The organism is Acinetobacter sp. YH12132, assembly GCF_013418645.1.
Taxonomy (GTDB): Bacteria; Pseudomonadota; Gammaproteobacteria; order Pseudomonadales; family Moraxellaceae; genus Acinetobacter; species Acinetobacter indicus.
The window spans coordinates 77,555-103,749 of record NZ_VPBR01000004.1; the positions used below are offsets into that span (position 1 = coordinate 77,555).

Sequence of the window (26,195 nt, forward strand, 5' to 3'; positions counted from 1 at the left end):
AGCTCACCTATTTATAATATACATCCCCTACATGTATATAAATCCAGAATACTTGGTAATTTATATTAAATTTATATCACCAAAATTAGCAAAAAATAACATTTACTTTTTTTATCTATTTAAAAATACGGATTATTCTTTTTCCACAAAACTTAATTCATACTCATCTTGGGTCACTTTTAGCTTGATTCCACGATAACGGCGCTTGTCCGGATCGAGTGCAGAATCTCGGACTTCCTTGGAAAAACGCATATCATGCATAAAATGCGCATACAATTTATAGCCCAAACGTAGTTTTTTCGGTTTCTTGCCCTCTTTTAGGCACTTATCAATGGCCTGATTTAAAAACTCCAAGCTGACATCGTTCATCTGCTTTAACCTCACTTTAACCTTTATTCATTAGTTTTAAATATAAGTAGCAAAAGTTTCATTTTTAAGAATATAGAAAAAATAATATATAGATATATAATATAAAAAATATCAGTTATTTAGCTTTGCTCGATTTTTACCATTGTTTAAAATATTTTAATAAATTACATTTCTATTAAAATCCAGGCAAAAAAAGAGTCCATACGAGGGATGTATGGACTCAAACTCATAAAGAGAAAAGTCAAGAGAAAATAAGAATTTACAGCGCATATTTCCTGATTAAAATTGTCCTATTTTCCTGGATTTCCAGCATTGGCAAAAGCTTCCATTTTTTATTTTTTTTAAACGATAAGTCATATTTTTCAAAGTAATTTCAAAACGTTACTTATCACATTTTATTGACTAAGGTGCTGGCGTTAGCTGATAACCCAAGCCTTGCGCCGCACCCAGTTGTGTTGCCGAAATGGTAAAGATGGCAGTCTGGCCGGTACTGGCACCACATACGGTAATATGTACCAGACCATCATGCCCGAGTGCTTCATTATAAACTTCTATCCCGGCCTGCTGCAGTTGCTCTTTCAGCTGCTGTAAACGCACTTTGGGATCATCCCCCTCACACTGCTTTAAACCTAAGGACTTGGTCACATCTACCTGTTGTGCTGGTGTAGAAGGTACGCTTTGACATGCCATCAGCGTACAACTGGCAAACATGCCAAATAATAAACCGATCTTCATCTTGCATCTCCTTGATCAAACTGCTGCGAGCTCTGCGCTATACTGATGCTTCCTGCCCTGCAACACGTTTGATTGAACTATGAGAAATTAGGAGCTGATGGATAAACATCCCCCAGACTTAGCGCTGTACGGCGGTATCCTGTTTATCTCTTGGATGTTGTGGATGCGGATTCTTTTTATTTGGAATCACTTGTGAATCGGTCTTGGGCTGAGGTTGCTGTTGCTGGGTCTTTTCATTCGAGTTTTTTTCTGGTTTAGCCATCATCGACTCCTGTCTTTATTGTTGTGTTGAACTGTTTTTATTGTTCATGATTTAAGACAGCCGCGCTGTATGGCTTTGGTCAATATTTCAGCTTTCTTGTTAATTCAGGCTTTGTTCTTGCAACAGTTTTTAAAAATAAGGTAGATAAAAAAAGCCGCCCGCAGGCGACTTTCCGTGTTATGCCACAGTCACGACTTTGACAATAATACGTTGTAGGTTTTCTGGCTCTGCTGCATTCTGGACGCGTTTCAGTTCTTTACTAATCACTTTAAACTGATGGTTCTGATAAGAAATTACTTCAGGAATCTGGTCAAAATATAAAGCATCGGCCTGTAATTCTTCCTGGAAAAGTAAGGTTCCTAACTGGTAGTCGAGGTCTTTTAAGACCATATATTTCACAATCGTTTTCATTGTATTAACCTACTTTCACTAAGCACTTTATTTTTAGTTTTACCATTCTTTTGCAGCAGAATAAACCGATAATTTCGAGTTTCGCCTAACTGCTATACAATTGAAACCGGAACGCGCTATCTTTAGCGCTAAATGCCTGAATCAGCAACAAGATTGAGGCTGATCTCGCTTAAAATCGCTTGGAAAAGAAGAAGAAATGGAGATTCATCATGCTGAAACGCTGCTGTGATGCGCTGGAACAACAGCAACTGACCATTGCCTTTATTGAAAGTGCCAGTTCAGGCTATTTATGCAGCCAGTTTTCAATTTATAAAAATAGCGGCGCAGATATTTTACTCGGGGCGCTGGTCAGCTATGACCCAAGTATTAAAGCCAACCTGTTACAGATTGATCCGGCACTGATTGCGCATTACACGGCGGAGTCTGCGGAAATTACCGCGCAGATGGCCTTGCATGGCCAGGCTCTGTTTAAACAGGCCAATATTGTGGTGGCCTGTACCGGCTTGCTAAAACCCGGTGGCAGCGCCTCTGCAGAGAAACCCGAAGGCACTTTTTATATTGCCATTCACTATCAGCAGCAATTGCATAATTTTCATTATCTGCTCGATGGCAGCCCGATTGAACGGCTGGATCAGCTGACCCAATTGGTAGCACAGGAAGTATTGGCGCTTATTTTATCTTCACCCGCCTAGATACACTGTTTCTCATCTTTTCTCCATGATTTTGGCTTAAAGTAAAACCATATCCTGTAATGTGGAGTCGAAGTATGAAACTGATTCAACCATTATTATTTTCTGCTTTAGCCTGTCTGCCCATCATCAGTTCTGCCACCGTCGGCGGCCAGCAACGGATTGAAGTGCTGGGCTATGACCAGAAAGATCAAAAAGTCTATCTGCTGCGCCATTATGAAGATGGCCGTGGCCGTTTGCCGCAGCTGTATTATTACAACTTTAAATCTAAACAGCCGAATCAGCTGGTTCAGGTCAATTCGCTGTATATTAACCCCAAAACCAAAAAGATTGACTATGACCAGCAGCCTACCCGCTTTAATGCCGAGTTGGCCAAAATTAAAAACCGCCTAAACCCCTTAACCAAGCTTAGAACGCAACAGGCACAAATTAAGGTTTTGCACAGTAGCAAACGTCGTGCCGACTGGATTAATGGTACGGAACCAGTGCCGCAGTGGCAGTATTGCTATCGGGTTGATGCGGGGAACTTCCGCAGTACCGTCCAGCAAGCCACCAGTTATAAGCAAGGCTTGAACATTCACCAGGCCTATAACATCCCGCAGCAGTCCAAAATGCTGGTGACTGTGAAATATTTAGGCATTCCGTTTGAAATGGGCTATCCGATTGAAGATCCGGTTCTACTCAGCAATTCTCAATAACAGCAAAAATGGAGCGAAAAAAATATAGCAGCAAAAAATAAAGCCTCAGATGAGGCTTTATTCAAGTACACGGCAGATTAAGCCGCCGAAGTACGCTCTGCAATTGGCACCACTTTACGCAGTTCTGGACCGGTATAATCCGCACTTGGACGGATAATACGGTTATCTGCACGCTGTTCCATCACATGCGCCGCCCAACCGGTCACACGCGACATCACAAAGATTGGCGTGAACAGCTTGGTCGGAATACCCATAAAGTGATAGGCCGAAGCATGGAAGAAGTCTGCGTTACAGAACAGTTTTTTCTCGCGCCACATCACTTCTTCACAGCGGACCGATACCGGATAAAGCACAGTATCACCCACATCTTTGGCCAGACGCTCTGACCAGACTTTAATAATGCCATTACGCGGGTCATTGTCCTTATAAATAGCATGACCAAAGCCCATGATTTTCTCTTTACGCTCCAGCATGCCCAGCATTTCACGCTCAGCTTCTTCTGGAGAGGTCCAGTTTTCAATCATTTCCATGGCCGCTTCATTGGCACCGCCATGCAGTGGACCACGCAGTGAACCAATCGCGCCGGTAATACATGAATGCATATCAGACAAGGTTGATGCACACACGCGTGCAGTAAAGGTGGATGCGTTAAACTCATGCTCTGCATACAGAATTAATGACACGTTCATCACCTGTTCATGCAGCTCATTTGGTTTTTCACCACGTAACAGATGCAGGAATTGCGCGCCAATTGAATCATCATCGGTGTTTTCATCAACACGTACGCCGTCATGGCTAAAACGGTACCAGTAACAGATAATGCCCGGTAAAGCGGCCAGAATACGGTCAGCAACATCTTGCTGTACATCAAACGACTGTTCGGTTTCCAGATTGCCAAGCATCGACACGCCGGTACGCATTACATCCATGGGATGTGAATCGGCCGGAATACGCTCCAGTACTTCTTTTAGTGCATCTGGTAACTGACGTAAAGATTTCAGCTTGGCTTTATAGCTGGTTAGCTGTTCGGTGGTAGGTAATTCACCAAAGAAGATCAGATAAGCGACTTCCTCAAACTGGCAGTTTTCTGCCAGATCCTGCACGTCATAACCACGATAGGTCAGACCCGCACCGCTTTTTCCAACCGTCGATAATGCGGTTTTCCCTGCGACTTGTCCGCGCAATCCAGCGCCAGTCAGTACTTTTCCTTCAGCCATTGTTTTAATTCTCCTGCTTGAACAGTTTATCTAATGTGTTTTCAAAGGTGTGGTAATCTAAAAATTCATATAATTCTTTGCGTTGCTGCATTTTATCCAGCACATGGGTTTGTGTGCCATGCTCACGAATCGACTGCATCACTTCCAGCGCTGCTTTTTGCATTGCACGTGTTGCCGACAATGGATATAACACCATACGCACGCCCTGCTCAGCTAGTTCATCAGTGGTGTAATACGGCGTATCACCAAATTCGGTAATGTTGGCCAGTACCGGTACACCGACTGCATCACAAACAGTTTTGTACATGGTAATGTCGGTCATGGCTTCTGCAAAAATGGCATCTGCACCTGCCTCGACACAGGCACAGGCCCGGTCAATCACCGCCTGCAAACCTTCTTTTTGCAAGGCATCGGTACGCGCCATCACCACAAAGTTGGGATCAGTTTTGGCATCGACTGCCGCTTTAATACGATCCACCATTTCCTGCTGGGTCACAATTTCCTTGTTCGGACGATGGCCACAGCGTTTTTGCGCCACCTGATCTTCAATATGCACCGCAGCAGCACCTGCTGCAATCATTTGCTTGATGGTACGGCCAATATTAAATGCACCGCCCCAGCCGGTATCAATATCCACCAGCACAGGTGTATCGACACGTTCTGTAATACGGCGTACATCTTCCAGGACATTATCGAGGCTGGTCATGCCCAAATCCGGCAAACCGTAGGAATAATTGGCGACACCTGCACCCGATACATAAATGGCTTTATAGCCGACCTGTTTTGCCATCATGGCTGCATAGGCATTGACTGTACCGATAATTTGTAAGGGCTTTTCCGTGTCCAGCGCCTGTCTGAATCTTAAGCCTGCAGATGTTTGTTCTGTCATCGTCCTTTCCACAGTAGTTTCTAATTATTGAGGCTTGAGTATACTCAGAATCTTTGCCTAAACCATGACCAATTAGAATAAAGTCCCTAAAACTTTAGTCAAATATTCAAGTAAATCTGTAAGAAAAAAGTCAATACATTTCCGTCTACGCTATTCCATGCCAAGCGGTCATATATTTGCTACAATTATATTTATTCCTTACCAATTGGCGGCCTGCTCCCTGATTATGCATGATTTGGCTCAGTTAGAACCCTTTAGCAAAGATGTCCCTCCGACCAAGCGTGGGCATGAACGCTGTCTGGCTTTATTATTGAGCGCCAATGACCTGTTTCTGGAACATGGCTACGATGCTGTCTCGCTGGATGATATCGTGCATCATGCCGGTGGTTCCAAGGCCTTTATCTATAAATATTTTGGCAATAAAGAAGGCCTGTTTACCGCCATTTGTGATTATCGTGCGGAAAAGTTCTTTAAAGACATTTGCTTACCCTTTGAATCTTTTGAGGGTGATTTACGGGCTTATTTAATTCATACACTAGATAACTTTAAAAGCCATTTAAGTGTGCCGGCCAATTCTGCCTTTTTAAGGTTAATTTTGGAGCGCACCCAGCACAATGTGGAACTGGCACGTTATATCTATGAACAAGGCCCCAAGCATTTGCAAACTTCCATTGCACATGCGCTGGATCATGCCGCCGCCCAGGGTCTGATTCGCTGTGAGAATTCACTTTATTCAGCGCAGCTGTTCTTTGGCATTCTGCGTAATCTGGAATGGCGGATTTTAATGGGCTTGCCTGTTCAGGATGACCCGCAAACCACAGATGACTATATTCATTACTGTGTCGATCACTTTCTGCAAGGTCACCAAATCGTCTAGTTTTTTGCAATTTCGATTCAATATAGTATATTAGCCGATTCCCTATTTTATTTAACCAACCAACAACTAATTGTTGTTTTGATTTCAATTTCAGCAATTATTGTGGAGTAACGAATGGCTCTACGTCACTTTCTCACTTTACGCGACCTGTCGACTTTAGAACTTAACCAGATTTTGCAACGCGCAATTGAACTTAAACGCAAGCAGCATCAGAATGAAGTTTTCCAACCTTTTATTGGTAAAGTTTTGGGCATGATTTTTGAGAAGTCGAGTACCCGTACCCGTGTATCGTTTGAAGCTGGTATGAATCAGTTTGGTGGTAGCGCAATTTTCTTATCTCCACGCGACACCCAGTTAGGTCGTGGTGAGCCTATTGAAGATTCAGCACGCGTGATTTCAAGCATGCTGGATATTGTCATGATTCGCACCTTTGGACATGACATTGTGGAGCGTTTTGCTTCTTATTCCAAAGTGCCGGTGATTAATGCCTTAACTGACGATCATCATCCATGTCAATTACTGGCCGATATGCAAACCTTCCTTGAGCATCGCGGTCCAATCGAAGGCAAAACCGTGGCCTGGATTGGTGATGGCAACAACATGTGTAACTCGTATATTGAAGCGGCACACATGTGGGGCTTCAAGCTGAAAGTGGCCGCACCTAAAGGTTATGAGCCACAAGAAAAATTCCTGTCTGAATTTGCTCACTGTGTTGAACTGGTCGATTCTGCTGAAGATGCCGCAGTCAATGCCGATTTAATCGTGACCGACGTGTGGGCCAGCATGGGTCAAGAAGAAGAACAGAAAATCCGTGAACAGGCATTTGCCAACTATCAGGTTAATGAACGCCTCATGGATCTAGCGCATCCAGATTGTCTGTTCATGCACTGCCTGCCTGCACACCGCGGTGAAGAAATTTCAGAAAATATGCTGGATCATAAAAATTCTGTGGTTTGGGATGAAGCGGAAAACCGTCTACACGCACAAAAAGCCCTAATGGAATTCCTGATCAACGAGCATTTAAAATAATTGCTAACCGCATCAAGATAAAAAAGCACCGTTCATTCCCGGTGCTTTTTTCGTTTTGATCAAGTCATGAAATCCGGATTAATGATCATCTTTTAAATAGCGCGCTTCACGAGGAATTTGCAGACTATAGAAGAAACAGATCACCAGCATCACAATCACATAGATAAAGAAACTGTTTTCAATACCGGCTGATTTAAACTGTAAAGCCACTGAAGGGGCTGAGCCGCCAAATACTGCATTACCAACCGCATAAGAGAAACCAACACCGAGTGCACGCACATGCGGCGGGAACATTTCCGCTTTTACAATTCCACTGATCGAGGTATACAGACTTAACAGCATCATCAGGAAAATCAACAGCAAGGCCACCATCATGGGTGAATCACTAAAGGCACGCATCCCGATTGCCATAACAGGATAAATGGCAATCGCCATCAGACCACTAAACAGCAGCATCGAATTTCTGCGACCAATCCTGTCTGATAAAATCCCGAAGAATGGCTGCGCCACCATCAGAATAAAAATACAGCCCGTCATGATTAGCCCGACCGTCTGCGAATCAATGCCGATATTGGTCAGATAGGTTTTGGAATAAACCGTAATCACATAGAAACTAAGTGAACCCGCCGAGGTATAGCCCACCACCAGCAAGAAAGTTTTCCAGTGATTTTTAAACAGCTCTTTTAAGCTGCCCGACTCTTCTTTATCGCTGTCTTCATGTGACAACGTTTCTTCCAGACGGCTTCGTACCAGCAGTGAGGCAATGGCAGCCAGACCACCAATCACAAACGGAATACGCCAGCCGCCATCCTGTAACTGCTGCTCGGTCATAAAACTCAGGAAAATTACACCCAGCAAGCTGGCCAGTAACTGTCCGCCGGTTAAAGTCACATATTAGAACGAGGCAAAAAAGCCGCGCTGACCTTTTAAACCCAGCTCACTCATATAGGTGGCAACCGCACCATATTCCCCGCCAACCGACAAGCCTTGTAACAAACGCACCAGCAACAGCAGGAACGGTGCCGCCATCCCGACTTGGTCATAAGTCGGCAATGCAGCAAACAGAAAGGAACTGAAGGCCATTAGGCAGATGGAAATCACCATGGACTTTTTACGGCCATGTTTATCGGCAATACGTCCAAACAGCCAGCTGCCAATCGGACGCATAAAGAAGCTTGCCGCAAATACCCCCCAGACATAAATGGCCTGGGTAGAACTATCCATGTTCGGTGCAGTCAGCGCTTGGGTAAAGTAAACCGCAAATACAGCATAGATATAGAAATCGAACCATTCGACGAGGTTGCCCGAGGCCGCCCCGATAATTCCCTTAATTCGACTGGCTTTTTCCTGTTTGGTTTAAGCTTGGCCCAAGGTTTATCTTCCTCATTTTTAATTTATTGAAATTTCTCATGTAGAGGCGATAAGCTCTTGCCACATAAGGAGATATTTTTGCTTAGATACAGCATAAGCACGTTGCTAATATAACTTTTAATGGAAACTTCACACAAAAAATAAAATGTAATTTTTAATCAATTTTTTAGTTAAAAAGTCTTTAAAAACAATAATTTATAGATAAATAGATTATATATTTCTTAAATTTATAGAGATAAAGCCAGATCGGATGGTTGCTTATCCGCCCTATTCATGTTGATATAAATGTCTAGAATACAGCTCATAATGTGTGACTCGAATGAACAATAAAATCTATTTGTCGACAGTTTTAGCCCTCGGACTCAGTGCCCTTTCATTCACCAGCCATGCCAGTGAACTGGACCAGTATCTGCAACAAAAACAGATCATTGATGCCGAGTACAAAATCAAGAATACGACCGGACTTAATGAAATTCTGAATATTATTAGTGTGGAAGATTCACGCACCCTGCCGTATCAGGTCGATCAGAATACGATTATTGAACAGATGCAGCTATTTGCAGACCGAGTTGAAGTGAAAGGTTTGATTAGCAGCCCGGATTTCGAGCAGTTTGCTCAGGATGTTGGCCATAGCGAAGTGAAAAAAATCATGAAAAAGAATTTACTGCAGAATTGCGAGATGATTTTTGAGCATCAGTTCCAACGCGTCAATCCCTACCGGATTGAGCTGCAGTTAAGCTCGGCGCAGCAGCAGTATCAGTTACAGCTAAAAAATTCGGAATGTCAATTCTAAACCAACCCGATTAATCACTAACTGCGGTAGTAAATCCTGCCGCAGTAAATTCCCATTTTCAGCCCACAATGACAATAGAAAAATTAACGCACCAGTCCTTGTGGCTGCAAAATAATAATCAGCGCGCCGCACATCACCACCAGACCGCCCAGCAGATCCCAACGGCTCAAACTGACCTGATCAACAAATTTCAGCCACATCAGCGCGGTAAAAATGTAAATTCCACCATAAGCGGCGTAAATTCGCCCTGATGCTGCCGGATGCAAGGTTAACAGCCAGACAAATACCGCCAAGGCCAATACTGTTGGTAACCAGAGCCAATGTGATTTCCCCTGATTCAAAATTAAATAAGGAAAGTAACAGCCCAAAATTTCCGCCACCGCCGTCACCAAGAACAGACAAACCGTGGTCAGAATTTTAGTGATAGAAAAATCCATAAAAACTCACAATACAAGTGACGCGCAGCTTTCCAATAGAAAGGTAAAAAGATAAACCTTAAACAAACAAAAGCCCGTGCATACACGGGCTTTCATATTCAAGTACAGGATTAAGCCGGTTCAGCGGTTTGATCTTCAAATACTTCAAGTTTCAAACCGGTGGCTTTACCGTTTTCTTTCTTGACAGATACGGCTACATTGCCGCCATGTTCCGCCAGCTCACCAAACAGGATCATCTCTGCCAGTGGTTTCTTCAGGTGTTCCTGAATTAAGCGCTGCATTGGACGTGCACCCATTAAACGGTCATAGCCATGTTCAGCCATCCATTCACGTGCATCCTGATCCACTTCAAGAATAACTTTTTTCTCATCCAGCTGGGCTTGCAGTTCAGTCAGGAACTTGTCGACCACGCTTTCAATCACGCTGGTCGGCAAGGCTTTAAACTGAATCACACTGTCCAGACGGTTACGGAACTCAGGCGAGAAGGCCTTTTTCATTGCTTCCTGGTTGTCATTACTGTTGTCCTGTTCCATAAAGCCAATGCTGACACGAGAAATACTTTCTGCACCAATATTGGTGGTCAGTACTAGCACCACATTACGGAAGTCTGACTTACGTCCGTTATTATCGGTCAATGAGCCATGATCCATAATTTGCAGCAACAGGTTAAACACATCCGGATGGGCTTTTTCAATTTCATCGAGTAGCAGCACACAATGCGGATTTTTATGAATCGCATCGGTGAGCAAACCACCCTGATCAAAACCGACATAGCCCGGCGGCGCACCAATTAAACGGGACACCGCGTGGCGTTCCATGTACTCCGACATATCGAAGCGGACCAGCTCGACACCCAGCAATTTGGCCAGCTGCTTGGTGACTTCAGTTTTACCCACCCCGGTCGGGCCGGCAAATACAAAACTACCCACTGGTTTATCAGGCGATTTCAAACCGGCGCGTGACAGTTTGATGGCAGATGCTAACGCTTCAATCGCTTCATCCTGACCGAACACCACACGTTTCAGATCACGTTCCAGATGCTCAAGCACAGTCTTGTCATCTTTAGACACCGTTTTCGGTGGAATACGGGCAATTTTCGCCACAATATCTTCGATATTTTCCACGGTAATCAGACGATCTTCCTGCTCATCTTTCAGACGGCGCTGTGCACCGGCTTCATCAATCACGTCAATGGCCTTGTCTGGCAAGAAACGGTCATTAATGTATTTAGATGACAACTCAACCGCAGAAACCAGTGCTTTATCATCATATTGGACATGGTGGAAATCTTCAAATTTTGATTTCAGGCCACGTAAAATATCAATGGTTTCAGGAATTGATGGCTCATTGACATCAATTTTCTGGAAACGACGCGACAAGGCATGATCTTTCTCAAAGACCTGACGATATTCCTGGAACGTGGTCGAACCGATACAACGCAAAGTGCCATTGGCTAGCGCCGGTTTAATCAGGTTCGAGGCATCCATGGTGCTGCCCATGCTGGAACCGGCACCAATAATCATGTGGATTTCATCAATAAATAAAATCGCTTCCGGCTTTTTCTTTAACGCATTTAACAGCTGTTTCAGGCGTTTTTCAAAATCACCGCGGTATTTGGTTCCGGCCACCAAGGCACCAATATCCAGACTGTAAATTTCTGAATTGAGCAGTGGTTTTGGCGCTTTACCATTCACGATTAACCAGGCCAGACCTTCGGCAATTGAGGTTTTACCCACCCCCGGATCACCGACCAGCAGCGGGTTGTTTTTGCGACGGCGACATAAGATTTGCGCGGCGCGTTCAATTTCTTTTTCACGGCCAATCAGTGGGTCAGTTTTGCCCTTCACCGCTTCATTGTTGAGGTTGGTGGTATACAGCTCCAGCGGACCGCTATTGGCCGAAGTTGAGCTTTCCCCATCGAGTTCTTCAATTTCTTCTTCGGCTTGCGATTCTTCTTTACGCGTACCATGAGAAAGATACTGAGTTAAGGTTAAACGGTTAATTTGATGGCGTTTTAATAGATATACGGCAAAAGAATCCCGTTCCGAATACATCGCAACCAGAATATCTGCGCCTTCGACTGTGCGATCACCACCACTGGATTGCACATGGAAAATTGCTCGTTGCAAAATACGGTCAAAGCTTTCCGTTGGATGCGGTGCCTGATCGCTGTTTTCACCGAGTTTAGGGGTATGTTGTTCTACATATTCTTCAAGTTCTTTGCGCAGCACAATAATATCTGCCCCGCATGCTTTTAGCGCATTTACTGCAGAATCATTGTCGAGCAAAGCCAATAATAAATGTTCTACCGTCAGAAACTCATGTCTCTTTTGACGAGCCATGCTAACAGCCAAACGTAATGATACTTCTAATTGACGACTGAGCATGTAACCCCCTTAGTTTTTAGGCTCAATCTGACAAAGTAATGGATGACCTTGAGATCGAGCGTAATTATTGACTTGGTTTGCTTTGGTCTCTGCGATGTCTCGCGGATAAACCCCTGCAATACCTTTTCCTTCGTAATGTACAGTTAGCATTACTTGAGTCGCTTGGTCAAGATTCATTGCAAAGTATTGTTGTAAAATTTCAATTACAAAGTCCATTGGGGTATAGTCATCGTTCAATAAAACGACAGCGTATAGTGGTGGACGCTTTAATTCAGGCGGCGCCGTCTGTACGGCAATGTCTCCGTCCTCATGCTCATTCGGCTCATCCGTACTTAAACGCGGATTAAAATGCCAGTCCACCATGCCAGACTGCTGAAAAGACTGTTTGATTTCGTTTAAACAAATTGGTCGTTTGTTACTTCGCATAAGAGATTTATTTCACAGTTATTGCGCAGTGGCTTCTGCTTGCGGTATTTCAGAGATAAAGGCAGAAGGCGCTTCCGTGGCTTTTCCACGTGCCCAGCTGAATCGCTTGGTCACAGGGGTACTACCAGTTAAACGCACTTCAATAAATTGCGGACTAAAGCCTTTTGGCATGGTCCAGCGGCCGGTTAGGCGCTCATAATTATCAAAATTGAAATTATTGTCTTCCATGGGCACCACCAGCACCTCGGTGCCCTGAATCAGACGCAGTTCAACATTGCCTGAAGCACGGCGCTTATTCGGGCTGATTTGCACCAGATCGAGCTGATATTCATAGGCATTATCGGGTAAAGGTTTAATCCCAATATTCTGGATGGTCAGACTTAAACCACCCCGATTACGCAGCACTTCACGGTATAAATTGCCCATGCCATCGGCCTGGATTTTATCATTACGTGCCTGATTCAGGGCCGCATACAGGTCATTGGCATTGCTGACCGCTACATCACGCTCCTGAACCGCTGCATTCAGGGTTTTATTCAGGCTTTCCAGACGAACTTTCTGTTCCTGTACGACTTCAACCAGCTGCTCTGCATCGGCATCATAACCGACCACAGTCAAACCCTGACGATGCCCCACCGAATAGCCCAAAAAGCCGCTGCCTAACATTAATACAGCTGCACCGAGTACGAGAGGTAAATTGCTTTGCATAAAAGGTTTTTTCGGTGGCGTCGGTTGTGACGTGGTATTGGTATCCGTATTCTGCATCGTCATCTCTTGTTTTGATTGCATTCAAACCACACATTTAAATCGAAATCTAAATGTGTGTGAAGTCGAAAAGCGTTTCTTATGGTAATAGACCAATCACCTCTAGGCCAGCCTGCTCTGCAAAGCCAAACATCAGGTTCATGTTTTGTACTGCCTGACCTGCTGCACCTTTCACCAGATTGTCCTGCGCCACCAGCACCACCAGTTTCTTCGGTTGCGGCTTGTATAGGGCAATACGTAACTGGTTGGCGCCGCGTACTGAACGTGTTTCTGGTGAGCTGCCTGCTGGCATTACATCTACAAACTGCTCTTGCGCATAAAACTGTTCATACAGCGCCTGTACATCTGCCGCATCCCCTGCATCGGTCAGGTCAATATACATGGTGCTGAGCATGCCACGAATCATCGGTACTAAATGCGGCACAAACACAATGTGGTTAAACACATCTTTTTGACCAGAAATGTTTTCCAATGCTTCCACAATTTCCGGATGATGACGGTGACCTGCCACCCCATAAGCCTTGAAGTTATCGGCATTTTCAGAGTAAATCATGCCCAGGCTGGCTTTACGGCCGGCGCCGGATACGCCCGATTTGGCATCAATAATAATACTTTCAGGCTTAATCAAGGTTTCAGCAGATTTTAATAATGGTGCCAAACCTAATTGCACGGTAGTTGGATAACAGCCCGGGTTGCCAATCACCTGTGCTGTTTTAATCTGCTCACGGTTCAGTTCAGATAAACCATAAACTGAATCTTTAAGAATGTCCGGACACGCATGTTCCATGCCGTACCATTTTTCGAATTGGGCCAAATCCTGTAAACGGAAATCTGCCGCCAGATCAATGACTTTGGTATTGGCCGCAACCAGATCGGCCGCGTGTTTCATGGCAACACCGTGCGGCGTAGCAAAGAACACCACATCACACTGTTTTAAATCTTCAATATTTAAATCTGAATAGCATAAATCGGTATGACCACGCAGACTTGGGAACATATCATCGACACGGCGACCAGCTTCAGTACGTGAGGTTAATACAGTGACCTGTACCTCTGGATGTCGTAGTAAAAGACGTAAAAGTTCAACGCCTGTATAACCTGTACCGCCGACAATACCTACTGAAATCACGTTCATACCTCAATCAAGTGTGCTATGTTCAATAAAGCAGTAGTATGACAGGAAGTTTGTGCTTTCTAAACCTTTTTACTCGGTATTGATGGTTTTTTGTCTTATGTGCCTATTGGATCGATCAGAGTACTGATTTTTCAGAAAAATGAACGAGGAATGGGTGAGTTCAACAAGGATGACCCGGCACCCTCACCCCAACCACCAATACGGCAACTGAAAGCGTTTTAAAAATTGTCGATGCTGCTGAAACTCAGGATCATGCCGCGCCACCTCTGCCCAAAAGCGCGGGCTATGATCAAAATGGCGGGTATGCGCCAACTCATGCACACAGACATAACGACAAATCGCTTCTGGCATTAATACCAGCGCACTATTCAGCATAATATCGTGGCGGGCCGAGCAACTGCCCCAACGGGTTTTCGGCTGGCGGATATTACAGCCGTTAAAGTTCAGCCCAGTATCCAGACTCAACTGTTTTAAATACAGCGGCAAATGCTGCTTGGCATAAGCAATCATAAAGGTTTTTAAATAAGCTTCAGGATGCCGATCACTAATCCACAGCTGTAAAGCAGATTCATCCCAGATAAAATTCTGTTTCTGGCTCTGATAACCAATCTGAATGGGTGTATTGAGATTAAACAGTTGTAATTCAGCAGGCAGGCTCTGATCAACCCGCTGCAACTGGGCCTGTTGCGCTTGCCAGGTTTTTAACAGCCAGCTTTCGGCATCGGCAATAAATTTCTGGATTTGACGATTGCTACAAAAAACAGGCGCCGTGACTTTAATCTGCTGACCATCGACACGTAAACGCAGTCGCGTCGCACGAACATTACGGGTGATTTGAATTTCAGGAAGGTCGGATAATGTCATTATTGTTCTTTTTAGAGAGTCCTCCCCGACCCTCCTTTAATAAAGGAGGGAGAAAAGCCCCTCTTTTTTAAAGAGGGGTTTGGGGAGATTAACTCTTAAAGCTGTTAAGTTTAAATTGCAGTACGCTCTTCGATACCGTTATTGGTTGCAACAATAGCAATATCAGCTTTGTTTAAAGCAAAAATACCGTTACACACCACACCCGGAATATCATTGATGGTTTTTTCCAGTTCCAGTGCATTTAAGATATTCAGGTTATAAACATCTAAAATCACATTGCCGTTATCGGTTACCACACCTTCACGGTACGCCGGATCACCCCCAAGTGCGACCAGCTTGCGTGCCACAGCAGAACGCGCCATTGGAATTACTTCAACCGGTAGCGGGAATTCACGGCCCAACTGTTCAACCCATTTTGAATCATCGACGATACAAACAAATTTTTTCGCAATCGACGCGACAATTTTTTCACGGGTTAACGCCGCACCGCCACCTTTAATCATGTGCATATGACGGTCAATTTCATCTGCGCCATCGACATAGGCATCTAAACCGCCCACGCTGTTCATATCCACGACTTCAATACCCAGCTTTTTCAGGCGCTCTGCCGTTGCTTCAGAACTGGCTACAGCCGCTTCCAATTGCAATTCAGGCAATAAATCGATGAGGAAATTGACGGTACTGCCTGTGCCTACACCCAGAATCCCGCCTTTAGGCAAATGTTTTAAGGCTGCTTTTGCCGCAGCTTGTTTCTTCTCATCTTGGGTTGCATACAGACTCATGACTTCGCTCAACTATTTTTTGACATTTGATGCTGATTTTACAGCCCAAATGTACAGGGGTTTGTTACAATAAACCCCTATTTTAAACTGTTAGATGGAAGATTAACATGCTGTCTCGTTTGGTTCGACAAATTTTACAAGCAACAGTCTACGATGTTGCAATCGAAACCCCACTCGAAGCAGCGCCACGAATTAGTGAACGACTGAATAACAACATCCGCTTCAAGCGGGAAGATTTACAACCGGTCTTTTCTTTCAAACTACGCGGTGCCTATAACCGTATTAGCCAACTACCTAAAGCGCAGTTAGAACGTGGCGTGATCACAGCTTCAGCCGGCAACCATGCTCAAGGCGTGGCTCTTTCAGGAAAAAAACTGGGGATTCGTGCCATTATCGTGATGCCTAAAACCACGCCAGATATTAAAGTACAGGCGGTAAAACGTTTAGGTGGCGAAGTAGTACTACACGGCGATTCGTTTGATGTGGCCAACAAATATGCCATTCAGCGTGCCCAGGATGATGGCATGACCTTCATTCCACCTTATGATGATGAACTGGTCATGGCCGGCCAAGGCACCATCGCCAATGAAATTTTACGTCAATGGCGCGATGTCGATTATGTCTTTGTTGCCGTAGGTGGCGGTGGCCTGATTGCCGGTGTAGCAGCGTACTTGGGTGATGTCGCTCCGCATGTCAAAGTCATTCCAGTGGAATATGATGAATCGGCCTGTCTGAAAGCAGCCTTAGAAGCCGGTGAGCGTATTGTTCTGCCTTCGGTTGGTCTGTTTGCCGATGGAACCGCCGTGGCACAGATTGGTGAAAAACCATTTGATGTGATTCGCCTGCAAAAATCAGACAACTCTGGCCCGATTGTCGAACCGGATGTGGTGCTGGTGAATACCGATGAAATCTGCGCTGCAATTAAAGATACTTTTGATGAAAACCGCAGCATTGTGGAACCATCAGGTGCTATGGCCTTGGCCGGCATCAAAAAATATGTCGAGCAGCATGAGCTGATTGGCAAAAATATCGTGTCAATTGTTTGCGGCGCAAACATGAACTTTGACCGCCTGCGTTATATCGCCGAGCGCACTGAACTCGGTGAGCGCAAAGAAGCGATTTTTGCGGTGACTATTCCAGAACAGAAAGGCTCTTTCCTGAACTTCTGCCGCGCCCTGCAAGGCCGTAATATTACCGAGTTTAACTATCGTGCCAGTGATGCATCGGCCGCACAGGTCTTTGTCGGCATTAGCTTAAAAGGCGGTGAAAAAGAACGTCATGACATCTTTGAGGCCTTGAAAGTGCAATATGATGTTGATGATCTGTCCGATGATGAAGTGGCCAAACTGCACATCCGCTATTTAATTGGCGGTCATGCCGATATTGAAAATGAACGTCTGTTCCGGGTGGAATTTCCGGAGCGTCCAGGCGCCCTGCTGACCTTCCTGGAGCGTTTAGGCCCGACCCATAACATCACCCTGTTCCATTACCGTAACCACGGCGCCGCCGAAGGCCGTGTGCTGGTGGGTCTGGAAGCCAGCGATGCCAAACAGAACCCGGACGGGCTGATTGAAACCCTGGAAAGCATTAGCTATCCATATGCGGAAATTAGCAATAACTTAGGTTATCAGCGCTTCCTGAAATAAAATCTAGTTTAAAAAACCGCCATTTGCTGGCGGTTTTTTATTGGTTTACACAAACACCCTAAGAAAAATGATGTAAATATCCACCTGATCTTTAAAATAAATTTATATTCACGCTAACCATAAAAATGTAATTAGGAACACACTATGGCGCAATTTGCAGTCATTGGCTTAGGCAGTTTTGGTGCCACCGTTGCCACGCAACTGGTCAGCCTGAAACATGATGTGATTGGCATCGATATTAATAAAAAATATGTGGAAAATATTGCCGAGGAAATTACCCATGCCGTGATTGCCGATGCCACCGACGAACACGTGCTACAGGAGCTGAATATCCAGAACTGTGATGCGGTGGTGGTGGCCATTGGTGAAGATATTGAAGCCAGTATTTTATGTGTGCTGCATCTGAAAAATATGGGGCTGGAAAAAATTTATGTCAAAGCCAAGTCCAAAGCCCACCACATGATTCTGACCCATCTGCAGGTCAGCAAAATTATTCATCCGGAAGAAGATATGGGTGTCCGCATTGCCCAGTCACTGAGTTATCCGATGGTCAGCCGCTATATGGCACTGGAAGATGATCACTTTATTGTCAAAGTCGAGGTGACTGAAGCCTTAAATGGCACACGCTATCATGAATTTATCGGTCATGCGCCAGAAGTAAAAACCCTGTTGCATAAACGCGGCAGCGAGATTCAGTTCAGCCTTGATCCGCAGTTAATTATGCAGCAAGGCGATATTCTGGTGCTTGAAGGCCAGGTTGAACAGCTGAAACGCTTATCCAAGCATTTTAAATAGCCATGAATCACATGACGAAGAATAAGACTGCCTATAAAAATACGGCGAAGCCCAGCACAGCAACCACGGTCAATTTAAGCCCGCCGAGTCTGCTCGCGCTGGGATTTTTAAGCTTTATTGTGATCGGCACTCTATTGCTTAAACTGCCCTTTGCCCATGAGGGGGACCTGAGCTGGTTACAGGCTTTATTTACTGCCACCTCTGCGGTGACCATTACCGGCTTGTCGGTGGTCAATGTCGGCGAGGCCTATACCGTATTTGGCCAGATTGTGATTATGCTGTTGCTGCAATGTGGCGGGCTGGGCTTTATGACTTTCGCAATTCTGGCCGCCATGAGCCTGTCACCGAAAATTGGCTTAAAACAGCAGATGATGGCCCAGGAAACCATTGGTCAGACCAGTCTGGCGACGGTAGGCTTTACCATCAAAGGCGTATTACTCTATTCGCTGTTTTTTGAAGGCATCGGCACCTTTATTCTGACCCTGGCCTGGTTGCAAGATTACGATTTTCTGGAAGCCTTTTTCTATGCCGCCTTTTATAGTGTCTCGGCTTTTAATAATGGCGGATTTTCATTATTTCCCAACAGTTTAATGAGCTTTGCCGACCAGTACCTGATTACCTTTACCATCAGCATGCTTTACATTATTGGCGGTGTGGGCTTTGTGGTGCTAATGGACATTAAAAAAACCCGGCACTGGCATAAACTCAGCGCCAACAGCAAGCTGATCCTCTCCACCATTCTGGGTTTAAACCTGTTTGCCTTTATCACCATCTGGTTACTCGAAGCCAGTAACCCTGCGACGCTGGCCGCCATGAGCCTGACCGATCAGGCCTGGAATGCCTGGTTCCATGCTACCGTACCCCGTTCTTCCGGCTTTAACAGTCTGGATATTGCCAGCATGAGTGATGCTTCCAATTTACTGACCATGTTCCTAATGTTTATTGGCGGAGGCTCTTTAAGTACCGCCGGTGGCATTAAAGTCGGCACCTTTATTATTGTGGTATTAAGCGTGATCAGCTTTTTACGACGCGCCGATGAAGTGCGGGTGTTTAATTATTCGGTACCGGAAAAAACCACCTTTAAAGCCTTGGCTGTGGTGTCGATTACTGCATTTTTAGTCTTTGCCGGGATTTTCAGCCTGTTGCTGCTGGAACCTGAACATGAGTTTATGGACTTGCTGTTTGAGGCGGTTTCTGCGGCCTGTACCGTAGGTTTATCTCGCGGGATTACAGGGGAATTACAACCCTTAAGTCTGGTGGCCTTAATGCTGCTGATGTTTGCCGGCCGTTTAGGCCCACTGACCCTGGCCTATTTAATTGCTACCCCAAAACGCAGCCGCCTGCAACATCCCACCACCGATATTCAGATTGGTTGATGCGCGAGTTCCGTTATCAACTGAAATTAAAAAAGCCACTGTCTACAGTGGCTTTTTGCGGGTGCATGAATTTAGAACCAGTTCATTAACGATACACCTAGGCCGACATAGGTCGCGCGGTGGTTATAATCAATCAGGCTTTCTCCATAGCCATCAAACAGCTGGAAATGCCCTCTTAATTTGCCGCTAATCGGGAATACCCAGTCAAACTGGGCAGCGCCATGCGCATCATCTCCACCTTTTAGGCTATGCCGTAACATCAGCGAGAAATCATGATCTTTCCAGCGGTAGAATGCCAGCATATCGCCACGGCCAATATAGTTTTTAATATCCGGGTTGTTGTCATCACTGCGGTCTTCTTCAATGCGATACCACGGACGCAACATCAGCGCAAAATTGTTCTTTTCAAAGCCCAGATTCAAAATGACCCGGTTCCAGCTCCGTGACAGCGGATCGGAACGGCCATTGGACTGATGGTTCAAGGTCAGGCCTAACAAGCGCCCATTCAAGCCCAGAATCTCATAATTAGTTCTGAACATTAAACTGGCTTCAGGTTCATAATTGGTTTCACGAAATGGGCGTGATTCTTCACCATTATAAACCTGCCAGCGTGAGGACTGGGTATAACCGAGCCAGAGATCGCCATTATCGCCCAACAGGTTTTCAACCGCTTTGGTTTTTAGTGACAACTGGAATTTGGCTTCGGTTGATGTCAGGTTCTGCTGCTGCGCTTCAGTAACGGTATTGTTTTCATTCGGACTGGATGGACGTTCGTTTTTATCGGAGGTCCAGAAGCCCGGCATCAGATACACCGGTTGATAAGCCCGGATATTCCAGGTGCCCAGCTTGCTTTCGGGTGCCAGTTCCCAGCGTTTATCCAGTAACGACACGTTCGGATCAATATGTGAGCCTTCCAGCGAAAACAGGTTGTTCACCCCGGCCACAATTTTTTCTTTAACGGTTTCTGGTGGAGGGGCCAATTGCTGCGCTGCCTGACGCTCGGAAACCAGATCTGCCTTTTCCGCTTCCGGCAGCTTGAATAAAGCATCATAACAGGCTAAACGCTCGGCATTGGACTCCAGCGCCACACAGGCTTCCGGTGTCGGCGGAATGGTGACCACCGTTGCTTCCAGCGCCTGTACATGTGTCACAAACAAAGCGCTGAGTGCAGTAACACTCAGCGACCAGCTTGTGCGCTCAACAGGATTGAACGCCATAGAACTTCCTCTATTGTTTTTTTAATTGACTTGTTTGATCTGGAAACCTAGCTCCTGCAGCGCTTCACGTTTCGCCACCGGTGCCACCACCGATTTCACCGGGGTTTGCTGACGTAAATAAACGTCGGCCACACGTTTCAGATCATCTAAAGTAACCGCCAGTAAACGTTCACGCAGTTTGGTTCTAAAGGCCGGGGTGCGCGCATGCAATAAGGCATAACATGCGGTAATTGCTTCACCGGCTGGAGAGCCTGGTTTATCCATACTGGCAATCAAACCTAGAATGGCTTCTTCCAGCTGATGCGGTAACTGCTCGGTATTCAGTAACCAGTCCACACTGGCGTCAAAATCCTTAAAGGTTTCAGCCAGACGCGGGTCACGGTAGCTATAGAAACGGAACGAGCAGGCATTGCCATCATAGCTGGCACCGCCACCATAGGCGCCGCCTTTTTCACGGATGGCACTGTGCAGGAAGCCATTGCGCAAATACGCCGCCAAGACCATCAATGGTGCTGCATCTGGATGCGATACTTCCACCGCAGGATACGCTGCCGCACAGAACTGTACATTGGCCTGAATCAGCCAGGCTTCATCTGCATTGTTATTTTCAACAGGCACTTGAGTTAAAGCTGCCTCGTGCGGTTCAATTGCCAGCTTGTCCCACACGGTTTGAATTTCTTCAATCAGACGGTCTGATTGTGGCTCTTCACAGACCAGCAGGAACTGTTTTGGCGCTTGCAGCAACATACTGTGAATAAGCTTAAGCTCATCCATCAGCGCATCAAAAGCAGCATCATCCTGTTCAATTTTGCTGACCAGCTCGCTTAACCAGTTCAATGCGCCCAGACCAGTATTATGATAATCACGCAGCGCTAAAGCACTGTGGTTACGTGAAGCGGCCTGCATGGCATAGCTATGTCCTGCACCCGATACCCGGGACTGCCAGCGCGTTTTACGTTGCTGTAATAGCTCGATAATCCGGTCTTTTTCATCAAAACGCAGTTGCTCAAAGGCAATTTTTAGCAGGCGGATGGCATCAAAATTATTCACCAGTGATTTGGTGGTTAAGGTCAGCCAGGCACTAATCCGGTTTTTGTCATCGACCTTAGAGCGTAAGGATGCCCCCATACCCAGACCGCCACTCACTGCAGTTTGCAGCTGTTGCAGTTCCAGATAATCATATTCACCGGCACCGACTTCACCCATTAAAATCGACAGCAGATTAAAATAAGGCGATTTCACGATCTCATCGGGAATACGCACCAAGACCTGCTGGTAATAAATACCGTTGGTACCGGCATGATACAGGTTTAATGGTGTATCAATGCGGTTGCAGATAATCTCACGTAGCTGCCCCTGTACAATTTGCAATTCTGCCGGCACATCTTCGAGGCCGACTTTTGGCAGCAGGTTTAAATCATCCGGGGTATCCTGACGCACTTTTAGCGCTTCGGTCTGGGCGATAATTTCTGCTTTTTGTGCTTCGGTCAGCTGCGCACCAATTTCAGCCAGACGGGCTTTTTCAGCTTCGGCATCTTTGGCTGATTTGCTGGCATCTGGGACCAGGGTCATTTGGACGCGATGCGGATTATCAATCAAGTGCTGCTGAATCAACTGAGACAGCCACATTGGATCTTTCAGTTCTTCTTTAACCTGTTCAATGGCACTGTCAACATCCCAGACATGCACCGGATCACTATGGTGAATCGCGCTGCTCAAGCCGTTTAGAATCAGGCTTAAACCGTATGGCATACCATCGCCGTTAATTTCACGCTGATGCAGCTCGATCTGGTGTAAAATGGCATTGACAGTATCGCTGTCGACCGGTTTAGACGCCACTTCTTGCAGTACCTTGAAGACGCCCTCTTTAAAGGTTGCTGCATGCTCAGGATTAGAACCTTGAATGGCACAGAAGAAAGTCATTTCAAAGTTGGAATCATCCACGCCCATAAATGGCCCGGTTGATTGCGCATAACCACAGGTTTCTAAATAATGACGCAGTGGTGAAGCCGAGTTTTCCAGTAACACACCTTCGACCAGACGCATGCCCAAACGCAGTTTAATATCACTGGCTTCTGGCAATAACCAGCTTAGAACATGGTAAGTTTTGTCTTTTAAATCTTCAGCATCGACCGCATAGCTTTCAGTTACGGTCACTGGCGCAGCCAAACGGCGCTCAGGTTTTGAATACAGGGTTTCGCCCTGTTCAAACTTGGCTAAAGCCAAGCTCTGGAACTGTTCTTGCAAGTCATACGCTGACTGATTACCAAAAGTCATAAATACCGCATTACTTGGGTGATAATGGGATTTATAGAAATCCACTAACTCTTGGTAAGTTAAGTCTGGAATATCTTTCGGGTCACCACCGGAATTGTAATGGTAGGTGGTTTCCGGGAACAAATGATGTGCCAACTGGTGATACAGCTGATCTGAAGGCGAACTCATCGCGCCTTTCATTTCATTAAAGACCACGCCTTTATATACAGGCTCACCATTTTCCAGCTCGATACGAATCCCTTCCTGGGCAAAATCCAGTGGATTCAGGTTAGCTGCAAAGGCTGCATCCAGATACACCTCCAGCAGGTTCTGGAAATCTTTCTGGTTTTGGGTGGCAAATGGATAGGCCGTCCAGTCGGCTGCGGTAAAGGCGTTCATAAAGGTGTTTAATGAACGGCGAATCATCAGGAAAAACGGGTCGCGTACCGGGAATTTTTCAGAGCCACACAGTGCAGTATGTTCCAGAATATGCGCTTCGCCCTTGGAATCCATGGGCTGGGTACGAAATGCCACCAGAAATACATTTTCATCATGATTGGTGGCCAAATGATAATGCACCGCACCGGTAACCCGATGCTTATATTCAGACACTAAAATGTCTAAGGCTTCAACATGGTGTTGACGTACCAACTGAAACGCAGGATGAACGGTTTGAGAAATGGTTTCAGTGACATCTACAGTCATGCGATCTCCTAATCATCAAAATAAAAAAACTAAAGCCATTATAGCTTTAGTTCTTGATATAATTCACGCTTAAATCCCGACTAAAATTATAGAAATTTGCAAACCAGGCAATTTTCAAACCCCAGTCCGAAGCTCATGCTGCCGTTTAAACCAAATATTTAAAATAATTATAATTGGGATGGTTTTCGACATAGACATAATTCTGCTTCTGGTAAAAATGCGCCGCAGATTTGGTTTCGGTATCCAGACACAAGGCCGAAAAATGAGGACGCGCCTTTTTCTCTAAGTATTGCAATAACAGCTTGCCCACGCCGTGTTTACGATATTCAGGCAATACATAGAAACGGCGCACCCGGCCAATTCCCTGTTCCACTTCCTGATCATTCCACTGCTGATTCAGGCCGCCACAGGCAATCAGCTTGTCCTGATCATAAGCAAAAAGTAAAAACTCCCCAGGCTGATCGAAACGATTCTTGGCACTCTGATACTCATCAATTAAACGCTGTACAAAAGCAAAACCCTCTTTCGATGCCTGTTTTTCAAGCTCTACAATTTGCTCTGGTAATCCTTGCGCTTCTTTTATCTCGATATTCATTTCACTATCCTGATCTGCTTTACTAACTTTCCTCAATGAATAAAACCGTCTAAAAAATGAATTTTATTCACAAATCTACAGCAATCCTGAGCATTGGTGTAAACTTAGCATTTATTTTTTGATGTGATTGAACGACATGGCAACTGTTGACCTCTTTGCAATTGGTAATGCACTCATTGACCAGGAATTTCAAGTCTCTGATGACTTCCTTACTCAACAAAATTTGCAAAAAGGCACCATGCAGCTGACCGATGGCGAAACCCAAGCAAATTTATACAACAACTTACAGCAAACGCAAAGCTATAAAGGTCAAGCTTCAGGCGGTTCGGCTGCAAATACAACAGTTGCCTTTAGCGCATTGGGCGGTTCTGCCTTTTATGCCTGCCGCGTAGGTAATGATGACTTGGGTGAAATTTACCTGAATGGCCTGAATGATGCGGGCATTCGCACCACCGCAAAATCGGTCAGTGAAGGCGTAACCGGAACCTGTATGGTATTAGTCAGCCCGGATTCTGAGCGCACCATGCATACCTATTTGGGTATTACTGCAGAACTCACCGATGCACAAATTGATTTTGAACCCTTAAAAACCGCGAAATGGCTGTATATCGAAGGTTATTTATCGACTTCGGACAGCGCACGTCAGGCGGTAAAACAGGCGCGCGAAATTGCCAAAGCTCACCAGACCCAAATTGCCTTAACCTTATCTGACCCGGCAATGGTGCAATATGCGCGTCAAGGTTTAGATGAATTACTCGATGATGGCGTGGACCTGCTGTTCTGTAACCAGCAGGAGGCCATGATGTATACCGGCACCGAAACGGCAGAAGCCGCTTTGGAACAGCTGAAGCAAAAAAGCAAATACGTTGTCATTACAATGAGCGCACAAGGCGCAATGATTTTTGATGGTCAACATACTTTTAGCGTTGCAGGCCGTCAGGTGCATGCCATTGATGCCAATGGTGCGGGTGATGCCTTTGCCGGTGCATTCCTGTATGCCTTGAATGCCAACCTTGGCTTTAAAGCCGCTGCCGAGCTGGCCATTTTAATTTCCAGTGAAGTGGTATCACAATTTGGCCCACGTCTAGAGGTTGAACAGTACGCAACCCTTCTTCAGAGCTATAACAAGGAATGTGCCTAATGCATAAAATCTGCATGACCGAAGATATCCCTGAACGCGAAGCACGCTCGTTCGAGCTTCCAGATGGCGATACCATTTTTATTACCCAACGTGATGGCATGTTCTATGCCTATCAGAACCTGTGCCCGCATTTGCAGGTCGAGCTTGAATTTCTGGAAAACCAGTTTTTAGACCGGGATCAAGAATTTATTGAATGTTCGACTCATGGTGCGCTGTTTGTGGTTGAAACCGGGGAATGTATTTCTGGCCCATGCCAAGGTCAAGCACTTGAAAAAGTAGAGATTACCGTGCATTCTGATGGCGGAATTTACTTAACAGAATAATTTTA

The 26,195-nt window shown here is 45.5% G+C and carries 26 protein-coding genes and 1 pseudogene; 10 read left to right on the forward strand and 17 right to left on the reverse strand.

Annotated features, from left to right (window positions below):
• Positions 1–132: 132 nt before the first annotated feature.
• The 4 genes from FTU67_RS05975 to FTU67_RS05990 form a co-directional block, all read right to left on the reverse strand.
• The gene (locus FTU67_RS05975) at positions 133–369 is read right to left on the reverse strand and encodes a hypothetical protein (protein WP_005177751.1); all 237 of its coding nucleotides are present in this window, start codon (positions 367–369) and stop codon (positions 133–135) included.
• A 402-nt stretch (positions 370–771) separates the two neighbouring features.
• Positions 772–1,104, reverse strand: a complete 333-nt coding sequence (locus FTU67_RS05980; protein ID WP_160241333.1) for a hypothetical protein — start codon at positions 1,102–1,104, stop codon at positions 772–774.
• Positions 1,105–1,222: 118 nt separating this feature from the next.
• Positions 1,223–1,366 carry a hypothetical protein gene (locus tag FTU67_RS05985; RefSeq protein WP_168395233.1) on the reverse strand — a complete coding sequence of 48 codons (144 nt, stop codon included), beginning with the start codon at positions 1,364–1,366 and terminating at the stop codon, positions 1,223–1,225.
• Between the two features lie 177 nt (positions 1,367–1,543).
• A complete protein-coding gene (locus FTU67_RS05990) occupies positions 1,544–1,777 on the reverse strand; it encodes a hypothetical protein (protein WP_005177745.1) in 234 nt (77 codons plus the stop codon).
• Between the two features lie 209 nt (positions 1,778–1,986).
• Between FTU67_RS05990 and FTU67_RS05995 the strand changes: the two genes are divergently transcribed.
• On the forward strand, positions 1,987–2,469 hold the full coding sequence (locus FTU67_RS05995; RefSeq protein ID WP_005177742.1) for a CinA family protein: 483 nt from the start codon (positions 1,987–1,989) through the stop codon (positions 2,467–2,469).
• A gap of 74 nt (positions 2,470–2,543) precedes the next feature.
• The gene (locus FTU67_RS06000) at positions 2,544–3,164 is read left to right on the forward strand and encodes an aminotransferase (RefSeq protein ID WP_180006517.1); all 621 of its coding nucleotides are present in this window, start codon (positions 2,544–2,546) and stop codon (positions 3,162–3,164) included.
• 77 nt (positions 3,165–3,241) lie between these two features.
• Here the strand turns inward: FTU67_RS06000 and prpC are convergent, their stop codons facing one another.
• Both prpC and prpB read right to left on the reverse strand, forming a co-directional pair.
• A complete protein-coding gene (gene prpC / locus FTU67_RS06005) occupies positions 3,242–4,381 on the reverse strand; it encodes a 2-methylcitrate synthase (RefSeq protein ID WP_045795691.1) in 1,140 nt (379 codons plus the stop codon).
• Between the two features lie 4 nt (positions 4,382–4,385).
• Positions 4,386–5,270: a methylisocitrate lyase gene (gene prpB, locus FTU67_RS06010; protein WP_016658168.1), complete on the reverse strand. Its 885-nt coding sequence runs from the start codon at positions 5,268–5,270 to the stop codon at positions 4,386–4,388.
• Between the two features lie 226 nt (positions 5,271–5,496).
• Between prpB and FTU67_RS06015 the strand changes: the two genes are divergently transcribed.
• Together FTU67_RS06015 and argF are read left to right on the forward strand one after the other, a co-directional pair.
• On the forward strand, positions 5,497–6,147 hold the full coding sequence (locus FTU67_RS06015) for a TetR/AcrR family transcriptional regulator (protein ID WP_075167741.1): 651 nt from the start codon (positions 5,497–5,499) through the stop codon (positions 6,145–6,147).
• A 114-nt stretch (positions 6,148–6,261) separates the two neighbouring features.
• A complete protein-coding gene (gene argF / locus FTU67_RS06020) occupies positions 6,262–7,176 on the forward strand; it encodes an ornithine carbamoyltransferase (RefSeq protein ID WP_180006518.1) in 915 nt (304 codons plus the stop codon).
• 78 nt (positions 7,177–7,254) lie between these two features.
• Here argF and FTU67_RS06025 read toward each other — a convergent pair.
• Positions 7,255–8,508: pseudogene (locus tag FTU67_RS06025) on the reverse strand (MFS transporter).
• Positions 8,509–8,866: 358 nt separating this feature from the next.
• Between FTU67_RS06025 and FTU67_RS06030 the strand changes: the two are divergent.
• Complete coding sequence (locus FTU67_RS06030) at positions 8,867–9,340, forward strand: hypothetical protein (protein ID WP_016658171.1); 474 nt, start codon at positions 8,867–8,869, stop codon at positions 9,338–9,340.
• An 83-nt stretch (positions 9,341–9,423) separates the two neighbouring features.
• On the opposite strand, the gene FTU67_RS06035 is transcribed toward FTU67_RS06030, so the two are convergent.
• From FTU67_RS06035 to rpiA, 7 genes are all read right to left on the reverse strand, one after another.
• Positions 9,424–9,777, reverse strand: coding sequence for a YnfA family protein (locus tag FTU67_RS06035; RefSeq protein ID WP_005177718.1), 354 nt, complete (start codon positions 9,775–9,777; stop codon positions 9,424–9,426).
• 110 nt (positions 9,778–9,887) lie between these two features.
• Positions 9,888–12,164 carry an ATP-dependent Clp protease ATP-binding subunit ClpA gene (clpA, locus tag FTU67_RS06040; RefSeq protein ID WP_005177712.1) on the reverse strand — a complete coding sequence of 759 codons (2,277 nt, stop codon included), beginning with the start codon at positions 12,162–12,164 and terminating at the stop codon, positions 9,888–9,890.
• Positions 12,165–12,173: 9 nt separating this feature from the next.
• Positions 12,174–12,590: an ATP-dependent Clp protease adapter ClpS gene (gene clpS, locus FTU67_RS06045; RefSeq protein ID WP_035363010.1), complete on the reverse strand. Its 417-nt coding sequence runs from the start codon at positions 12,588–12,590 to the stop codon at positions 12,174–12,176.
• 18 nt (positions 12,591–12,608) lie between these two features.
• A complete protein-coding gene (locus FTU67_RS06050; protein WP_005177701.1) occupies positions 12,609–13,355 on the reverse strand; it encodes a DUF6776 family protein in 747 nt (248 codons plus the stop codon).
• 79 nt (positions 13,356–13,434) lie between these two features.
• Positions 13,435–14,490 carry an N-acetyl-gamma-glutamyl-phosphate reductase gene (argC, locus tag FTU67_RS06055; protein WP_180057202.1) on the reverse strand — a complete coding sequence of 352 codons (1,056 nt, stop codon included), beginning with the start codon at positions 14,488–14,490 and terminating at the stop codon, positions 13,435–13,437.
• Between the two features lie 183 nt (positions 14,491–14,673).
• Positions 14,674–15,354 (reverse strand): M48 family metallopeptidase, encoded by a 681-nt coding sequence (locus FTU67_RS06060; protein ID WP_180006519.1) that lies wholly within the window; start codon positions 15,352–15,354, stop codon positions 14,674–14,676.
• Between the two features lie 110 nt (positions 15,355–15,464).
• Positions 15,465–16,136 (reverse strand): ribose-5-phosphate isomerase RpiA, encoded by a 672-nt coding sequence (gene rpiA, locus FTU67_RS06065; RefSeq protein WP_005177689.1) that lies wholly within the window; start codon positions 16,134–16,136, stop codon positions 15,465–15,467.
• Between the two features lie 107 nt (positions 16,137–16,243).
• Here rpiA and ilvA point away from each other — a divergent pair, with 107 nt between their 5' ends.
• From ilvA to FTU67_RS06080, 3 genes are all read left to right on the forward strand, one after another.
• Positions 16,244–17,782, forward strand: a complete 1,539-nt coding sequence (gene ilvA, locus FTU67_RS06070) for a threonine ammonia-lyase, biosynthetic (RefSeq protein ID WP_005177685.1) — start codon at positions 16,244–16,246, stop codon at positions 17,780–17,782.
• 144 nt (positions 17,783–17,926) lie between these two features.
• Complete coding sequence (locus FTU67_RS06075; RefSeq protein WP_005177682.1) at positions 17,927–18,577, forward strand: TrkA family potassium uptake protein; 651 nt, start codon at positions 17,927–17,929, stop codon at positions 18,575–18,577.
• An 11-nt stretch (positions 18,578–18,588) separates the two neighbouring features.
• Positions 18,589–19,953 carry a TrkH family potassium uptake protein gene (locus FTU67_RS06080; protein WP_168406313.1) on the forward strand — a complete coding sequence of 455 codons (1,365 nt, stop codon included), beginning with the start codon at positions 18,589–18,591 and terminating at the stop codon, positions 19,951–19,953.
• Between the two features lie 71 nt (positions 19,954–20,024).
• Here FTU67_RS06080 and FTU67_RS06085 read toward each other — a convergent pair whose 3' ends face one another.
• The 3 genes from FTU67_RS06085 to FTU67_RS06095 form a co-directional block, all read right to left on the reverse strand.
• Positions 20,025–21,170: a phospholipase A gene (locus FTU67_RS06085; RefSeq protein ID WP_005177679.1), complete on the reverse strand. Its 1,146-nt coding sequence runs from the start codon at positions 21,168–21,170 to the stop codon at positions 20,025–20,027.
• Positions 21,171–21,191: 21 nt separating this feature from the next.
• The gene (locus FTU67_RS06090) at positions 21,192–24,131 is read right to left on the reverse strand and encodes an insulinase family protein (protein ID WP_075167736.1); all 2,940 of its coding nucleotides are present in this window, start codon (positions 24,129–24,131) and stop codon (positions 21,192–21,194) included.
• A 145-nt stretch (positions 24,132–24,276) separates the two neighbouring features.
• Positions 24,277–24,726: a GNAT family N-acetyltransferase gene (locus FTU67_RS06095; RefSeq protein WP_005177673.1), complete on the reverse strand. Its 450-nt coding sequence runs from the start codon at positions 24,724–24,726 to the stop codon at positions 24,277–24,279.
• Between the two features lie 136 nt (positions 24,727–24,862).
• Here FTU67_RS06095 and FTU67_RS06100 point away from each other — a divergent pair, with 136 nt between their 5' ends.
• A complete protein-coding gene (locus FTU67_RS06100) occupies positions 24,863–25,867 on the forward strand; it encodes an adenosine kinase (protein WP_016658181.1) in 1,005 nt (334 codons plus the stop codon).
• A gap of 14 nt (positions 25,868–25,881) precedes the next feature.
• Entirely contained in the window at positions 25,882–26,190 is a 309-nt protein-coding gene (locus FTU67_RS06105; RefSeq protein ID WP_171065079.1) for a Rieske (2Fe-2S) protein, read from the forward strand.
• Positions 26,191–26,195 lie beyond the last annotated feature (5 nt).

Excerpts from the sequence above, each read along its gene's own strand:
- FTU67_RS05975 (WP_005177751.1), bottom strand. The coding sequence starts at position 369 with ATGAACGATGTCAGCTTGGAGTTTTTAAATCAGGCCATTGATAAGTGC.
- FTU67_RS05980 (WP_160241333.1), bottom strand. The coding sequence starts at position 1,104 with ATGAAGATCGGTTTATTATTTGGCATGTTTGCCAGTTGTACGCTGATG.
- FTU67_RS05985 (WP_168395233.1), bottom strand. The coding sequence starts at position 1,366 with ATGGCTAAACCAGAAAAAAACTCGAATGAAAAGACCCAGCAACAGCAA.
- FTU67_RS05990 (WP_005177745.1), bottom strand. The coding sequence starts at position 1,777 with ATGAAAACGATTGTGAAATATATGGTCTTAAAAGACCTCGACTACCAG.
- FTU67_RS05995 (WP_005177742.1), top strand. The coding sequence starts at position 1,987 with ATGCTGAAACGCTGCTGTGATGCGCTGGAACAACAGCAACTGACCATT.
- FTU67_RS06000 (WP_180006517.1), top strand. The coding sequence starts at position 2,544 with ATGAAACTGATTCAACCATTATTATTTTCTGCTTTAGCCTGTCTGCCC.
- prpC (WP_045795691.1), bottom strand. The coding sequence starts at position 4,381 with ATGGCTGAAGGAAAAGTACTGACTGGCGCTGGATTGCGCGGACAAGTC.
- prpB (WP_016658168.1), bottom strand. The coding sequence starts at position 5,270 with ATGACAGAACAAACATCTGCAGGCTTAAGATTCAGACAGGCGCTGGAC.
- FTU67_RS06015 (WP_075167741.1), top strand. The coding sequence starts at position 5,497 with ATGCATGATTTGGCTCAGTTAGAACCCTTTAGCAAAGATGTCCCTCCG.
- argF (WP_180006518.1), top strand. The coding sequence starts at position 6,262 with ATGGCTCTACGTCACTTTCTCACTTTACGCGACCTGTCGACTTTAGAA.
- FTU67_RS06030 (WP_016658171.1), top strand. The coding sequence starts at position 8,867 with ATGAACAATAAAATCTATTTGTCGACAGTTTTAGCCCTCGGACTCAGT.
- FTU67_RS06035 (WP_005177718.1), bottom strand. The coding sequence starts at position 9,777 with ATGGATTTTTCTATCACTAAAATTCTGACCACGGTTTGTCTGTTCTTG.
- clpA (WP_005177712.1), bottom strand. The coding sequence starts at position 12,164 with ATGCTCAGTCGTCAATTAGAAGTATCATTACGTTTGGCTGTTAGCATG.
- clpS (WP_035363010.1), bottom strand. The coding sequence starts at position 12,590 with ATGCGAAGTAACAAACGACCAATTTGTTTAAACGAAATCAAACAGTCT.
- FTU67_RS06050 (WP_005177701.1), bottom strand. The coding sequence starts at position 13,355 with ATGCAGAATACGGATACCAATACCACGTCACAACCGACGCCACCGAAA.
- argC (WP_180057202.1), bottom strand. The coding sequence starts at position 14,490 with ATGAACGTGATTTCAGTAGGTATTGTCGGCGGTACAGGTTATACAGGC.
- FTU67_RS06060 (WP_180006519.1), bottom strand. The coding sequence starts at position 15,354 with ATGACATTATCCGACCTTCCTGAAATTCAAATCACCCGTAATGTTCGT.
- rpiA (WP_005177689.1), bottom strand. The coding sequence starts at position 16,136 with ATGAGTCTGTATGCAACCCAAGATGAGAAGAAACAAGCTGCGGCAAAA.
- ilvA (WP_005177685.1), top strand. The coding sequence starts at position 16,244 with ATGCTGTCTCGTTTGGTTCGACAAATTTTACAAGCAACAGTCTACGAT.
- FTU67_RS06075 (WP_005177682.1), top strand. The coding sequence starts at position 17,927 with ATGGCGCAATTTGCAGTCATTGGCTTAGGCAGTTTTGGTGCCACCGTT.
- FTU67_RS06080 (WP_168406313.1), top strand. The coding sequence starts at position 18,589 with ATGACGAAGAATAAGACTGCCTATAAAAATACGGCGAAGCCCAGCACA.
- FTU67_RS06085 (WP_005177679.1), bottom strand. The coding sequence starts at position 21,170 with ATGGCGTTCAATCCTGTTGAGCGCACAAGCTGGTCGCTGAGTGTTACT.
- FTU67_RS06090 (WP_075167736.1), bottom strand. The coding sequence starts at position 24,131 with ATGACTGTAGATGTCACTGAAACCATTTCTCAAACCGTTCATCCTGCG.
- FTU67_RS06095 (WP_005177673.1), bottom strand. The coding sequence starts at position 24,726 with ATGAATATCGAGATAAAAGAAGCGCAAGGATTACCAGAGCAAATTGTA.
- FTU67_RS06100 (WP_016658181.1), top strand. The coding sequence starts at position 24,863 with ATGGCAACTGTTGACCTCTTTGCAATTGGTAATGCACTCATTGACCAG.
- FTU67_RS06105 (WP_171065079.1), top strand. The coding sequence starts at position 25,882 with ATGACCGAAGATATCCCTGAACGCGAAGCACGCTCGTTCGAGCTTCCA.